Source organism: Dankookia rubra, assembly GCF_004355005.1.
In the GTDB taxonomy this organism is placed as follows: domain Bacteria; phylum Pseudomonadota; class Alphaproteobacteria; order Acetobacterales; family Acetobacteraceae; genus Paracraurococcus; species Paracraurococcus ruber_A.
In genome coordinates this window covers 12,581-26,389 of sequence record NZ_SMSJ01000032.1, presented here as the reverse complement: position 1 = coordinate 26,389, position 13,809 = coordinate 12,581, and the positions used below count along the sequence as shown (strand labels likewise).

Below are 13,809 nucleotides of genomic sequence, written 5' to 3'. Positions count from 1 at the left end.
CCAAGCGTTTCGCGCCTCAGAGCGCGCAAATCTGATTGGGAGCCAGGTCGCGGATTGCATCAGGGCCAGCGGCCGTGTGCCGCGCAGACAGGCCGGACACATGACCGCACCCGACCGCGGCGCCAATCGTCAAATCGCCCTTGCGTCAAAGGGGCCGTCCACACATGACGCTTGGCTATCGACGCCCCTAAAGCTGCTAACCGCCCACTTCCGCCGGGTATGGCTTTGGAGGTGGCTGGATCCGCAAGGGGCGACGACGCGTCAGCCGCGGCGCGCCGCCTCGATCGCCGCGACGTCGATCTTCCTCATGGTCATCATGGCTTCGAACGCGCGCTTGGCCTCAGCGCCGCCGGCCGCCAGTGCCTCGGTCAGCGCGCGCGGCGTGATCTGCCAGGAGATCCCCCACCGGTCCTTGCACCAGCCGCACGCGCCTTCCTGGCCGCCGTTGCCGACGATGGCGTCCCAGTAGCGGTCGGTCTCCGCTTGGTCGGCGGTTGCGATCTGGAACGAGAAGGCTTCGCTGTGCCGGAACGCGGGCCCGCCGTTCAACCCGAGGCACGGGATGCCCGCGACGGTGAACTCGACCGTCAGCACGTCGCCCGCCTTGCCGGCCGGGTAGTCGCCCGGCGCCCGGAGCACGGCGCCCACCGCACTGTCGGGGAAGACACCGGCGTAGAAGCGGGCGGCGGTCTCGGCATCCTTGTCGTACCAGAGGCAGATCGTGTTCTTCGGCAATGGCCCGTCCTTTTGCTCCGAAGCCGACTTTCCGGTGGCCGCTTGGCCTTGTTCTACGGGGGCGCCCGTCCGCGCCGGCCGAGCCGGGCATCCCGCTCCGGCCCCGAGGACCGGGGTCAGGTTGGGACGATGACCATCCACAGCACGCCGAACCGGTCCCTGATCATCCCGAAGCGCGGCGAGTAGAAGGTCTTCGCCAGGGGCATCACCACCTGCCCACCTTCGAGCAGCGCCGCGAACCGGGCCTCGGCCACCGCCTCGTCCGGCACGGTCAGTGACAGCGCGAAGCCGCTGAACGCCGCGGTCCCGCTGCACCGCCCGTCGGACGCCAGCACCTCCGTCCCGCCGATGCGCAGGCTCGCGTGCATCACCTCCTCCGGGTCCGGGGCGGCCATGCCCGGCGGTGCGGGCTGGGGGCAGTCGCGGAAGCGCAAGAGCATCAGCACCTCGGCGCCGACCGCGTCCTTGTAGAACTCGATCGCCTCCTCGCAGCGGCCCTCGAAGAACAAGTAGGGCTGCACCGTCATGTCGTTTCCCTCTTTTCGCCACCCCCGATCCCCTTCGGGGTTGACCGGAAGAGTTGATATCAACATATATGCTCCGTGTCAAAGCCGCTCCTCCCCTTCGAGGTCACTCTCCGCGTCCGCGACGCCTGCCTCTGCTTGCACGCCCAGCGCGCCGCCCGCGCCCTGGCGCGGCGCTACGACGCGGCGCTGCGCCCGCTCGGGCTGACCAGCGGCCAGTTCTCCCTGCTCATGGCACTGAACCGTCCGGAGCCGCCGGCCATGGGCGAGGTCGCGTCGTTGCTCGCCATGGACCGCACGACTCTCACCGCCAACCTGAAGCCGCTGGAGCGCCGCGGTCTCCTCGCCGTTACGCCCGACGGCGCCGATCGCCGCAGCCGGCGCCTGGAGCTGACCGAGCTCGGCCGCACCCTCCTCGCGTGCGCCCTGCCCGCCTGGGAGCGGACGCAGGCCGAGGCGGAGCGCCTCCTGGCCGACCCGGGTCACCTTCGCACCGGCCTGCGTGCGCTCTCCTGACGGCGTCCGTTGTCCGGTTCCCGAAAGCCTGGATCGAGGAACGCCGCTGGCTGTGGGACGCGCGTTTCGACGCGCTGGACCAAATTGCCGAAGAACCGAAGCAGAGGGAGATACTCGATGGACGCAGGCAGACGGAGTGACCCCGCCGCCGGAAAGCCCCGCACGACGGTGGAGCGGACGTCGGAAAGGGAGCTCGTCGTCGCGCGGGCCGTCGATGGCCCGGCGCGCATCGTGTTCGAAGCCTGGTCCAAGCCAGAGCTATTTCAGCGATGGTGGGCGCCCAAATCGTGCGGCGTCTCCTTGATCTCCTTTGAGGCCGAAGTTCGCACCGGTGGCACGTACCGTTTGTTGATGGGCCATCCTTCCTCCCAGCAGCCCATGGCGTTCTTCGGTCGATACCTCGAGGTGACGCCACCCTCCCGCCTCGTCTGGACCAATGACGAAGGCGGCGAAGGTGGGGCCATCACCACGGTGATCTTCGAGGAAAAGGATGGCGCGACAGGGGTCGTCGTGCACGAGCGCTATCCTTCGGAAGAAGCGCTCGACGACGCCATAGCCTGTGGAAGCACCAGCGGGTGGGGCGAGCAATTCGAGCAGCTGGACGACCTCGTTGTCACCCTGAATGCAAAGGTCTGATAGCCATGGGCAAGGTGCGTGTGAGGTGCTTCGCGGTGTCCATCGATGGCTTCGGGGCCGGCCTGGGCCAGGGCCTGGAGCATCCGATGGGCAAGGGGGGCCAGGAGCTGCACAGGTGGTTCTTCCCTACCCGGACCTTCCGGTCGATGATCGGGCAAGACGGCGGGACCGACGATCGCTTCGCCCAAGCCTCGATGGAGGGCTTCGGCGCCTTCATCCTCGGCCGCAACATGTTCGGGCCGGCAGGCGACGATTGGGGTGGGCCCGACTGGAAGGGCTGGTGGGGCGACAATCCCCCGTACCACGCGCCGACGTTCATCCTCACCCACCACGCCCGGGCGCCCATTGTGATGGATGGCGGGACGACCTTCCACTTCGTCACCGAGGGGATCGAGGCGGCGCTCGCCCGGGCTAAGGCCGCCGCGGGCGACCTGGACGTCAAGGTTGGCGGCGGCGTGTCGACGGTCCGCCAGTATCTGCTCGCGGGCGCGATCGACGAGATGCACCTCGCGGTGTCGCCCGTCGTCCTGGGCCGGGGCGAGCCATTGTTCGCCGGCATCGACCTGCCAAGCCTCGGCTATCGGGTGACAGATACGGTCCCGACGGAGCTGGCGACCCACGTCGTGCTGACGCGCTGACCGCCGGGAAAGGACCGGGCGCCTCGGCCATTCGAGGTCAAGGCGATGCCGAAACTTCGCACGGGCAACCGCGGCTGCCTTTGGACGCGAAGCAACCATGGTGGGCGGCGCAAACCTTCGGATGCAGCGAGGCCAAACTGTGTCGGTCGCGGCGCAAGGTGGCGTCTGACCACGAATAATACGATTTTATATAGGTATTTAAGTATTGCGTCCACTTTCAATGTGTGGAATATCTGCCAGGGCGAGCCGTTCTGCTGCCTTTCCTCCGGACAAGGCGTAGAATGTCAGAGTACGCCCGTGCTCGAACTGATGCGAGCGCCGCAGGCACGGCATCAATTTGATTGCGCGTCTCGTGCGCGGGCGTTTGCCGACCGGAGAGCAGCGGTGCCGGCGGGACGCAGCCTCGAATGCCGGCACGACCCGCCAAGCAAATGGCTAGCGAAACCAGAGGACCGCCTATGAGCCTGAACCGTCGTGACGCCTTGCTCGCCAGCTTGGCTGCCCCCGCTCTGCTCGCTGCCCGCGAGGCCAACGCGCAGCCCACGGCCATGCCGGTGCGCGGCGGAACGCTGATCTACCTGGAGCAGCAGACCTATACCCAGCTCTACCCGCCGGCGGGCGGCTTCTACCCCAACGGTGGCGTGCTGAACCAGCTGACGGACAAGCTGACCTGGCAGAACCCGCAGACGCTCGAGATCGAGCCCTGGATCGCCGAGAGCTGGACTGTCAACACCGACCGCACGGACTATGTGTTCAGGCTGCGGCCGGCCGTCACCTTCTCCGACGGCTCGAAGGTCGATGCCGAGGCGGTGGCGCGCAATTTTGACAGTTTCGGCCTGGGCAATAAAGAGCTGCGCTACCCCGTCTCCGAGGTCATCAGCAACTACCTGCACAGTGAGGTGATCGACCCGCTGACGGTCCGCTTCGCCTTCAGCCGCCCGGCGCCGGGCTTCCTGCAGGGCACCGCGGTTATCGGCTCCGGCCTTGTCTCCCTCAAGACCCTGTCGACGCCCTTCGACCAGCTCGGCGATGCGACAAAGATCATCGGCTCCGGCCCCTTCGTGGTGCAGCGGCAGAATCTCGGGCGGGAACTGGTCCTGGCGGCGCGCCCCGACTATGCCTGGGGCCCTAGGAACCACCCGCACCAGGGCCGCGCCCTGCTGGACGGCATCCGCGTCGTCGTCACGGCCGAGGACAGCGTACGGATCGGCGCACTGCTGGCCGGACAGGCGCATGTCATTCGGCAGATTCAGGCCTATGACGAAAAGCAGGTGAAGGACCGCGGCTTCCAGCTCTTCGCCCCTTCCACCCGCGGGGTGAACAACAGCGTCGTCTTCCGCCCCGACAACCCGCTGGTCGCCGAGCTCGCGGTGCGCCGCGCCCTGCTGCACGCGACCAATGCGCAGGAGATCGTCGACACGCTCTTCTCGCCCAACTACCCAAAGGCGAGCTCCATCATCGCCTCCACCGCGCAGGGCTATGTCAACCTGGCGGAGAAGCTGACCTACGACCCCGCGCTGGCGGCGAAGCTGCTGGAGGAGGCGGGCTGGACCCTGAATGCGCAGGGCCTGCGGCAGAAGGGCGATCGGCAACTGGTGCTCACCGCCTACGAAAGCCCGCCGCAGCCGCGCAACAAGGACACGCTTCAGCTCGTCGCGCAGCAATGGGCGAAGGTGGGTGTCAGGCTGAACGTGCTGGCCGGCGACCTCGGCAGCCGCACCCTCGACAGCCTCGACCCCGTGCGCACGCCGGTCGCACCCGCCATGGTCGGCCGCGCAGATCCGGACGTGATCCGCAGCCAGTACCACCCGCTGACCCGCAACGTGCTGCTGCAGGCCGGCGGCGTCGCCAGCAAGGTGCAGAGCTTCAGCGACGCCCGGCTGAACGCGCTGCTGGACGGCATCGCCTCGGAGCCCGACGGACCGAAGCGCCTGGACCTCGTCGCGGAGGTGCAGCGCTACGTCATCGACCAGGCCTACACCATCCCAATCTTCGAGGAGCCGCAGGTCTTCGCCGCCTCCACCCGCCTGCGCGGCATGGCCTTCGAGGCGGTGGGCCGGCCGAGCTTCTACGGCGCCTGGCTCGCAGCGCGATGATGGCGCGCCATTTGGCACAGCGGGTGGGGCAGGCGCTGCTGGTGCTGGCCGCGACCTTTACCCTCGCCTTCCTGCTGCTGCAGGCGTTGCCGGGCGATGCGGTGCTGATCAAGTTCCTCGAGCTCGGCCTGACGCCGGACCAACTGGCGGAGATCCGCCTCGCCTATGGCGCGGATGCGCCGCTCTGGCGGCAGTACCTGCACACGGCCGGCGGATTCCTGACGGGCAATTTCGGTACGTCCATCCGCGCCGGCGTGCCCGTCGCGCAACTGCTGGCGGAGAACCTGCCGGCAACCCTGCTGCTCGCCGCGCTGGCCTTCGCCGCCGCCAGCCTGCTGGCGCTGCTGCTCGCCGGGCTGGCGACGCTCGGCGGCCAGTCTTGGCTGCGCGGCCTGGTGCGGTCCGTACCCTCCCTGTTCGTCGCCGTCCCGGTCTTCTGGCTGGGCATCATGCTGATCCAGCTCTTCTCCTTCCAGCTCGGCTGGATCAGCATCATCAGCCCCGAGCCCTGGGAGGAGCTGGCTCTGCCCGTCGCCACCATCGCCGTGCCGATCTCCGCACCGCTGGCGCAGGTGCTGATCCGCAACATCGACGCCGTGCTGGCCGAGCCCTTCGTCGCCGTGGCGCGGGCCAAGGGCGCCTCCCACGCCTGGGTGCTGCGCTGGCATGTCGCGCGCAACGCCCTGCTGCCGACCCTCACCATGGCCGGCGTGCTGTTCGGCGAGCTGCTGGGCGGCGCCGTGGTGACGGAGGCGGTCTTCGGCCTCAACGGCCTGGGCGGCCTGACGCAGCAGGCCGTGGCGAACCAGGATGTCGCGGTGCTGCAGGCGATCGTCGTGGTCTCGGCCGCCGCCTTCGTGCTGATCAACCTGGCGGTGGACCTGCTCTACCCCGTGCTCGACCCGCGGCTGGCCCGCGGCCGGCGGGCGGCATGAGCGGCGCGGCGCTGCCGCTGCGCGCCGGCCTGCCGCGGCTGCGGCCCGGGCTGTGGCTCGCCTGCGCCGTGCTGGCGCTGGTCTTCGCCTGGGCGGTCGCGCCAAGCCTCTTCACCGCGCGCAGCCCCGTGGAGGGCATCCCTGGCGCGCAGCTCCTGCCGCCGAGCTGGGCGCATCCGCTGGGCACCGACGGGCTCGGCCGCGACCAGCTGGCCCGCGTCGTCTATGGGGCGCGGGAGAGCCTGGCCGGCGCCTTCGTCGCCGTCGCGGTCGGGCTGCTGCTCGGCACCGGGCTCGGCGTGCTGGCCGGCGCCCGCGGCGGCTGGGTGGATGCCGCGGTCATGCGCCTGGTGGACACGCTGCTGGCCATCCCGGCGCTGCTGCTCTCGCTCTCTATCATCATCCTGCTCGGATTCGGCTCGATCAAGGCGGCGGTCGCGGTCGGCATCGTCGCCGTCGCGCAATTCGCCCGGTTATCGCGGGCCGAGGTGCTGCGGGTGCGCGCCAGCGACTATGTCGAGGCCGCCTTCGGCTCCGGCGGCCGCTTCGCCGCGGTGCTGTGGCGGCACGTGCTGCCGAACTCGCTCACCTCGGTCCTGGCGCTGGCCGCGCTACAATTCGGCTCGGCCATCCTGGCGCTCTCGACCCTCGGCTTCCTCGGCTATGGCGCGCCGCCGCCGACGCCGGAATGGGGCCTGCTGATTGCCGAGGGGCGCGACTTCCTCGCCCGCGCCTGGTGGCTGACCGCCTCGCCCGGCCTCGTCGTCGTCCTCGTCGTGCTCTCGGCCGAGCGCATCGGCCGCGGCATCGGCGGACCGTCCCCGTGACCGCGCCGCTGCTGGAGGTCGAGGACCTTGCCATCCGCTACGACGACCGCCGCGTGGTGCAGGACGTCGCCTTCCGCATCGCGCCGGGCGAGGTGCTGGCGCTGGTCGGCGAGAGCGGCTCGGGCAAGACCACCACCGCCATGGCGGTGCTCGGCCTGCTGCCGCCCAACGGGCGGATCGAACGCGGCGCGGTGCGCCTCGCCGGCACCGACATCGCCGGCTGGCCCGAACGCCGGCTGGCGGCACTGCGCGGCGCGCGGATGAGCCTCGTCCCGCAGGACCCCGTCACCTCACTCAACCCCGTGCGCACCGTCGGCGCCCAGGTCGCCGAGGTGCTGCGCATCCATGGCGAGCGTGACGAGCGAAGGATCCGCGCCAGGGTGATCGAGCTGCTGGAGCGCGTCGGGTTGGAGCCGGCGGCGCTGCGGGCCTCGCAGTATCCGCACGAGCTGTCGGGGGGCATGCGCCAGCGCGTGCTGATCGCCATCGCCGTCGCCCTGCGGCCGGCGCTGATCGTGGCGGACGAGCCGACCAGCGCGCTCGACGTCACGGTGCAGCGCCGCATCCTCGACCTGCTGGACGAGCTGCGTCGGCAGGACGGCACGGCGGTGCTGCTGGTGACGCACGACCTCGGCGTCGCCGCCGATCGCGCCGACCGGATCGTCGTGCTGCGCGACGGCCGCATCCAGGAGGCCGGGCCGGTGCGGCAGGTGCTGGGGGCGCCGCGCAGCGCCTATGCAAGGCAGCTGCTGCGGGACGCGCCCTCGCTCTCGACCCACCGGCATCGGCCGGCGTCGGCGGGCGGGGATATCGCGGTGCGGGTGCATGGGCTGGTGCAGGACTTCCCCGGCCGAGACGGCGTGCCCTTCCGCGCGGTGGACGGCGTGGGCTTCGAACTGCGCCAGGGCACCACCCATGCGCTGGTCGGCGAAAGCGGCTCCGGCAAAACCACCACGGCGCGCTGCGTCGCCGGCTTCCTGCGGCCGACGGCCGGCGAGGTCACGGTCTGCGGCACCGATGTCGCCGCGCTGCGCGGCGAGGCGCTGCGGCAGTTCCGCCGGCAGGTCCAGCTCGTCTACCAGAACCCCTATGCCTCGCTCGATCCGCGACAGACCGTGGCGCGGAGCGTCGAGGAGCCGCTGCTGAATTTCGAGCCCGTCCCCGCCGCCGAGCGGCGCCACCGCGTCGAGGCGATGGCCGAGCGCGTCGGCCTGCCGCGCGACCTGCTGGCGCGGCAGCCGCGGGCGCTCTCCGGTGGGCAGCGCCAGCGTGTGGCGATTGCCCGCGCGCTGATCCTGCAGCCGCGCGTGCTGGTGCTGGACGAGGCGGTCTCCGCCCTCGACGTCACCGTGCAGGCGCAGATCCTGGCGCTGCTCGAGGAGCTGCAGCAGAGCCTCGGCCTCAGCTACCTCTTCGTCAGCCACGACCTCGCCGTGGTGCGGCAGATCGCCGACACGGTCACAGTCATGCGGGCCGGGCGGGTAGAGGAGGCGGGGCCGGTCGAGCCGGTGTTCCACGCCCCGCGCTCAGACTATGCTCGCGAGCTGATCGACGCCATTCCCGGGCGCACGGCGCCCCAGATCCTGGAGTCCGTGCCATGACCACCGCGCCGCGGCGCCTCGGCTTCTTCACCCGGCTGCTGGACGAGGGCGATGCCGGCCAGCGCTACTGCCTCGCCTTGGCGCAGATCCTGCACGCCGAGGCGATGGGCTACGACTCCGCCTGGATCGCCCAGCACCATTTCCACGCCGACGAGGGCGGGCTGCCCGCGCCCTTCGTCTTCCTGGCGCAGGTCGCGGCGCGGACCACGCGCATCCGCCTCGGCACCGGCATCGTCACCCTGCCGATGGAGTTGCCGATCCGCGTCGCCGAGGATGCGGCGGTGCTCGACCTGATGTCGGGCGGCCGGCTGGAACTGGGCGTCGGCTCCGGCGGCAACCCGGCTGCCTTCGCCGCCTTCGGCCTGGCGGATGCCGAGCGCGGCGGGGCCTTCCAGCGCAACCTCTCCGTGCTGCTGGATGCGCTGGCCGGGCGGCCGCTGCCGAGCGGCGACCAGCTCTACCCCGTGCATCCCTCGCTGCTCGGCCGGCTGTGGTACGCCACCTTCTCCGTCAGCGGGGCGCAGCGGGCGGGCGAGCTCGGTGCGGGACTGCTGCTGTCGCGCACCCAGCCGCGCCCGGCCGACAGGCCGGATGCGACCCTGGCAGACATCCAGGACCCGATGATCGACGCCTACGTCGCCGCGCTGCCGGCGGGCGTCGCGCCGCGGATCCTCGCCTCCCGCTCCGTCTTCGCCGCAGACGACCGGGCGGAAGCGCTGCGCTTCGCAGGCCTCGGCCTCCGGCGCTTTCATGAGCGGCTGGTCTCGCTCGGCCGCGCCAGCGCCGGGGCTAACCCGACGGTGGAGGAGCTGATCCGCCGCTCCGACACGCATCTCGGCACGCCGGAGGATGTCGCCGCCTCGCTCGCCGGCGACCGCGTGCTGGCGCGGGCGACGGAGCTGGCAGTGCAGGTGCATTCGGTGGACCCGCCGCATCCGCATGTGCTGCGCTCGATCGAGCTGGTGGCGCAGCAGGTGGCGCCGGCGCTGGGCTGGGGCCGCCAGGCGCTGGCGCCGGCCGCCTGACGGGAAGGGAGGACCCATGGACCTGATCGACAGCCTGGTCGGCATCGCGCCCGGCTCGGCGCTGGATGCCATCCGCGCCCGCCGCGCCGTGGCGCGCGACCAGTCGGAGGCGAGCTACCGCGCGCTCTTCGCCCCCGCGGTACCGGGCGAGCTGAGCCTCGCCGAGCGCTTCGCCATCGGCGCCTATGTCACCGGCCTGCACGGCGCCTCGCCGACCGCCGACCACTACCGGGCGGCGCTTGCGGCGCAGTCGCCGGCACTGTCCGAGGCGGTGGCGCAGGCGATCGCCGCGACCGCCGGCACCGGTCCCTATGGCCGCTTCCCCGCCGGGCCGCTGAGCGCCGAGGACGCGCCCGGCGCGGAAGCGGCGTTGCCGCTGGCGGTCGCCGAGGCGCTCGGCCCGCGGCTCGCCGCCGCGCTCCCGCATGCGCATTTCCTGGTCTTCCATCCGCGCGACGCGGCGCCGGAGCGCTTCGCGCCGCTGCTGGCGGCGGGCTGGAGCACGACGGGGATCGTCACCCTGTCGCAGATCGTCTCCTTTCTCGCCTACCAGGTCCGGGTCGTCGCCGGCCTGCGCGTGCTGGTGGACACTCTGGCCGAAGGGGCCGCGTGATGACCGATGCCATCCTCAGGCCGGAAGGCCACACCGTTCCCGCCGTCTTCACCCGGGCGCAGCTGGACTGGCTGCCCTGGCTGGAGCCGATGCCGGAAGCCGCGCTGACGCCCGAGCACGTGGCGGCGCTGGTGGATCCGGCGCGGGTGAAGTCCGGCTATTTCCGCCTGCTGGTGCGCGACCCGGCGGCGCTGGAGGCGCGCACCCGCACCGACAAGGACATCTTCTACAACACCGAGGCCGGGCTGCCGCGCGCCGAACGCGAGCTGGCCGCCGCCGCGGCCTCCCGCCTCAACGGCTGCATCTACTGCGCCTCGGTGCATGCCCGCTTCGCCACGACCTATTCGAAGCGGCAGGAGGATGTGGACCGGCTGCTGGCCAAGGGCACCGGCGCCGAACTGGGCGAGCGCTGGAACGCCATCGTCGCCGCCGCCGTCGCGCTGACCGAGACGCCGATGCGCTTCGGTCCGGAGCATGTCGCGCGCCTGCGCGCCGCGGGGCTGAACGACCTGGCGATCAGCGACCTGATCCACGCCGCGTCCTTCTTTAACTGGGCGAACCGGCTGATGCTCTCGCTCGGGGAGCCGGCGACTTGATGCCGACGAGCGGACCGAATGGCTTGCGTGCGTGGAGATCGGGCATCGCTGCCCTGTGCCGCCGCGAAGGCATTGCCGAGAGCCTGTACTACTCCTGGTCGAAGGAGTTCCTGGGTTCAGCGCACTGCGCCGAACGGCAAGCGGCGCCTGACGGGCGATACGGCCCGCGCGGCGACCACCGATGAGGTCAAGCCCCTGTTCCAGGAAGCGCGCACGCTGAAAGAGGTCGTGGCCAAGCAGGCGCTTGAACTGCGGCTGCTGAAAAAACTGGGCTGGCAAAGCTGGCTGCGGTGGGGCGTTGAGGGAGCTGTCATCGGTGGTTCCTGGGGGCGCGAGATGGCCAGGGTGTCGGCACGGCGGCGGCCGGAACGGGAGCGTGTCTTGCTTCCAATGCGGCAGGATTATCCGGGGTGCGGCGGGCACATGCAGCTGCGATATGAGAACCGCCGTCATCTGGTGATGCTGCCCGGCACAGTGCGGCTGGGGCTGAAGATCAGCCGCTGCGAGCACGCGGGCTGCCCTCGTTTTCCTGTCCCGTATCGACCGGAGGCGGAGTGCGCGCTGGCGCTCCCGCCGCAGGCCGGCGCGGGATCAGGACACGGCCCTGCTTGATGCCGTATTCGGCCGGCCAGGGGTCCTGCGGATGCGCACGCCTCGCTCACGGCACTGCCGGCTCCGCAAGCCACCGCACCTGCCCGGAGACGCGCAGCCCCTCCGCGGGGTCCGGCCCGATGCCGACGCGCAGCAGCGAAGGGTGGCCCATGTCCTCGCCCTGCACCACCTCGATGCCGCCGCCATGCAGCCAGCCGAGGTCGCGGATATAGCCGCCCAGCGCCGCCGCGGCGGCCCCCGTTGCCGCGTCCTCATACACGCCGCCAAACGGGAAGGGATTGCGGGCGTGAAAGCGCCGGCTCCCCTCTGCCTGCACGATGTTGAAGGTGCAGATCGTCTCGCGCAGAGCCAGGGCGTGGCCCGCCTCGAAGTCGTAGGCCAGGGCCGCCAGCCTTGCCCGGTCCCGCAGCGCGAGGACGAGGTGGGTGGCGCCGGCGTGGGTGACGGCAGGTGGAATCCGCGCATCGAGGTCGGCGGCCGTAAGCCCGAACAGCCGCAGCGCGTCCCCGACCAGCGCCGGCGAGGCGGGGCGGCTCGTGGCGGGCGGCGACACGAGGGCGGCCGCCATAGCACCGGCTTCTTCCCACCCCTCGACCGTGATAGCCGCGTGGTTGAGGCGGAGGCGGAAGTCGCGGCCTCCATTGCGGATCGCCAGGGCCGCGCCCAGCGCTATGGTGGCGTGGCCGCAGAAATCCACCTCGGCCTTCGGTGCAAAGTAGCGGACGCGCCAGCTGTCTTCCTCGGGGGCTGCGAAAGCGGTCTCGGAATAGCCGATCCACGCAGCCGCAGCTTGCATCTCGGCAGCTGGCGGCAGCGCGTCGAGCAGCGCGACTCCCGCGCGGTTACCGCCGGACCCGCCGACCGAGAAAGCGGCGAGCCGCTCTATGAACAATCGGAGATCCCGGCCTGCCACCGCAACGTTCATGCTTCCGCCTCCTGCGACCGGCCATCTGCCATGCGCGGCCGGTCGTCCATCGGCCATTGCAGCAAGGCCGCGGCTGCGCCAATACCGACGAGCGCCCACCAGGCGGCGTCGTAGCTGCCCGTCGCGTCGAGCACGATGCCGCCCATCCAGGCCCCAGCGAAGCCGCCGATCTGGTGGCACACGAAGGCCAGCCCGAAGAGCAGGCTGAAGTTGGCGAGGCCGAAGAGCCGCCCGATGAGCGCGGAAACCAGAGGCACCACGCCCAGCCAAGTTGCGCCCATCACCGCGGCGAAGAGCAGTGTGCTGGTAGCCGAGATCGGCGTGGCGAGATAGACTACGATCGCGGTCGTGCGCGTCGCATAGATGCCGGCCAGCAGCCGCTTCGGGCTGTAGCGCTGCCCCAGCACCCCGAAGGCGTAGGAGCCGATAGCGTTGCAGACGCCAGTCACGGCAAGCGCCGCGGCGCCCACGGAGGGCGCGAGCCCGCACAGCCCGAGGAAGCGCGGGAGGTGGGTGGTAATGAACATCAGCTGGAAGCCGCAGGCGAAGAACGCGACCGACATCGTGACGAAACCGGGATGGGCCATGGCCGTCCTCGCTGCGCTCCACGCGCCCGACGCCGGCAATGCCGCCCGCTTCGCCGAATGCTGCGCCGGCGCGCCACCGATCAGCAGGGAGACCGCGACCATCGCACCGCAGATCCCCGCGAAGGCGAGCGCCGCGTCGCGCCAGCCGGCCTGAGCGATCAGCCCCTCGCCGAGCGGCGCCAGGACCAGGACGCCGGCGGAGCCCGCGCCGGACACCAGCCCCACCAGCAGCCCGCGCCGTTCCGGCGGCGCGGCACGCGACACGGCGCCGAGCAGCACGCCGAACCCCGTGCCCGCGATGCCGAGCCCCGTCAGCAAGCCAATTCCGAGGTCGAGCGCGACAAACCCAGTGCCCGACACCGCGAATAGCAGGAGCCCTGCGGTGTAGAGCAGCCCGCAGCCGATCAGCACGGGGCACGCCCCGAACCGGTCGCCGAGCGCTCCCACGAAAGGCTGCGACAGTCCCCAGACGAGGTTATGCAGCGCTACCGCGAAGCCGAACGCTGCGGCGGACGCACCGAGCTCCGCGATGCTCGGTGCAAGGAACAGGCCGAAGCACTGCCGCAGCCCCATGGACACGGCCATCACACCGGCGGCGACCAGCACGATCCGCCAAAGGCCAGGGCTTTCCTCCACGTCAGTCATCGGTTTCCGGTCCCTGTGCGTTCCTGCGCTACATTCGCCGGTCCCTGCGCGACGAGGAACGGAGTTCTCTTCACCCGCCGCGAGATGCGTTCACGGTCCACGACCCTCCGTTCGCTCCGGTCCTACAGGCACCGCGATCACGAAATCCCGTTGGAGCCCGTGCAGCGAAAGGCCGGACGGGCCATTGGCGTCAGCAGCCAGCGATTCGTGGAGAGCCCCAGCACGATGTCTGCCAGCGTGAAGTCCTCGCCCGGCCTGGACCGGCTGCGCCATCGGCTGGCGGTTCTCGCGCAGCTCG

General features: G+C 70.9%; 14 protein-coding genes and 1 pseudogene. 11 read left to right on the top strand and 4 right to left on the bottom strand.

The features are described from left to right. Window positions 1–261 precede the first annotated feature (261 nt). A complete protein-coding gene (locus E2C06_RS20395; RefSeq protein ID WP_133290457.1) occupies window positions 262–735 on the bottom strand; it encodes a VOC family protein in 474 nt (157 codons plus the stop codon). 116 nt (window positions 736–851) lie between these two features. Then, window positions 852–1,262 (bottom strand): VOC family protein, encoded by a 411-nt coding sequence (locus E2C06_RS20390; protein ID WP_133290456.1) that lies wholly within the window; start codon window positions 1,260–1,262, stop codon window positions 852–854. 75 nt (window positions 1,263–1,337) lie between these two features. Between E2C06_RS20390 and E2C06_RS20385 the strand changes: the two genes are divergently transcribed. The 11 genes and pseudogenes from E2C06_RS20385 to E2C06_RS20335 form a co-directional block, all read left to right on the top strand. Next, window positions 1,338–1,775, top strand: coding sequence for a MarR family winged helix-turn-helix transcriptional regulator (locus tag E2C06_RS20385; RefSeq protein ID WP_133290455.1), 438 nt, complete (start codon window positions 1,338–1,340; stop codon window positions 1,773–1,775). Window positions 1,776–1,892: 117 nt separating this feature from the next. Continuing rightward, window positions 1,893–2,411 carry an SRPBCC domain-containing protein gene (locus tag E2C06_RS20380; protein ID WP_133290454.1) on the top strand — a complete coding sequence of 173 codons (519 nt, stop codon included), beginning with the start codon at window positions 1,893–1,895 and terminating at the stop codon, window positions 2,409–2,411. Window positions 2,412–2,446: 35 nt separating this feature from the next. After that, on the top strand, window positions 2,447–3,049 hold the full coding sequence (locus E2C06_RS20375) for a dihydrofolate reductase family protein (protein ID WP_241671384.1): 603 nt from the start codon (window positions 2,447–2,449) through the stop codon (window positions 3,047–3,049). Window positions 3,050–3,507: 458 nt separating this feature from the next. Next, window positions 3,508–5,145, top strand: coding sequence for a TIGR04028 family ABC transporter substrate-binding protein (locus tag E2C06_RS20370; protein WP_193560484.1), 1,638 nt, complete (start codon window positions 3,508–3,510; stop codon window positions 5,143–5,145). Further along, window positions 5,142–6,080 carry an ABC transporter permease gene (locus E2C06_RS20365; protein WP_133290451.1) on the top strand — a complete coding sequence of 313 codons (939 nt, stop codon included), beginning with the start codon at window positions 5,142–5,144 and terminating at the stop codon, window positions 6,078–6,080. Before E2C06_RS20370 ends, E2C06_RS20365 begins: the two co-directional genes overlap by 4 nt. Beyond that, on the top strand, window positions 6,077–6,907 hold the full coding sequence (locus E2C06_RS39525; RefSeq protein WP_241671383.1) for an ABC transporter permease: 831 nt from the start codon (window positions 6,077–6,079) through the stop codon (window positions 6,905–6,907). Before E2C06_RS20365 ends, E2C06_RS39525 begins: the two co-directional genes overlap by 4 nt. Beyond that, window positions 6,904–8,508 carry a dipeptide ABC transporter ATP-binding protein gene (locus E2C06_RS20355; RefSeq protein ID WP_241671382.1) on the top strand — a complete coding sequence of 535 codons (1,605 nt, stop codon included), beginning with the start codon at window positions 6,904–6,906 and terminating at the stop codon, window positions 8,506–8,508. The genes E2C06_RS39525 and E2C06_RS20355 overlap by 4 nt, the downstream gene beginning before the upstream one ends. Beyond that, complete coding sequence (locus E2C06_RS20350) at window positions 8,505–9,533, top strand: putative FMN-dependent luciferase-like monooxygenase (protein ID WP_133290449.1); 1,029 nt, start codon at window positions 8,505–8,507, stop codon at window positions 9,531–9,533. The genes E2C06_RS20355 and E2C06_RS20350 overlap by 4 nt, the downstream gene beginning before the upstream one ends. 16 nt (window positions 9,534–9,549) lie before the next feature. Further along, window positions 9,550–10,146, top strand: coding sequence for a CMD domain protein (locus E2C06_RS20345; protein ID WP_133290448.1), 597 nt, complete (start codon window positions 9,550–9,552; stop codon window positions 10,144–10,146). After that, the gene (locus E2C06_RS20340; protein ID WP_133290447.1) at window positions 10,146–10,742 is read left to right on the top strand and encodes an alkylhydroperoxidase domain protein; all 597 of its coding nucleotides are present in this window, start codon (window positions 10,146–10,148) and stop codon (window positions 10,740–10,742) included. The genes E2C06_RS20345 and E2C06_RS20340 overlap by 1 nt, the downstream gene beginning before the upstream one ends. A gap of 20 nt (window positions 10,743–10,762) precedes the next feature. Then, window positions 10,763–11,033: pseudogene (locus E2C06_RS20335) on the top strand (IS3 family transposase); the annotation flags it as partial. A gap of 367 nt (window positions 11,034–11,400) precedes the next feature. Here the strand turns inward: E2C06_RS20335 and E2C06_RS20330 are convergent. After that, entirely contained in the window at window positions 11,401–12,279 is an 879-nt protein-coding gene (locus E2C06_RS20330) for a PhzF family phenazine biosynthesis protein (RefSeq protein ID WP_206664615.1), read from the bottom strand. After that, complete coding sequence (locus E2C06_RS20325) at window positions 12,276–13,472, bottom strand: MFS transporter (protein ID WP_165982518.1); 1,197 nt, start codon at window positions 13,470–13,472, stop codon at window positions 12,276–12,278. The genes E2C06_RS20330 and E2C06_RS20325 overlap by 4 nt, the downstream gene beginning before the upstream one ends. Between the last annotated feature and the right edge of the window lie 337 nt (window positions 13,473–13,809).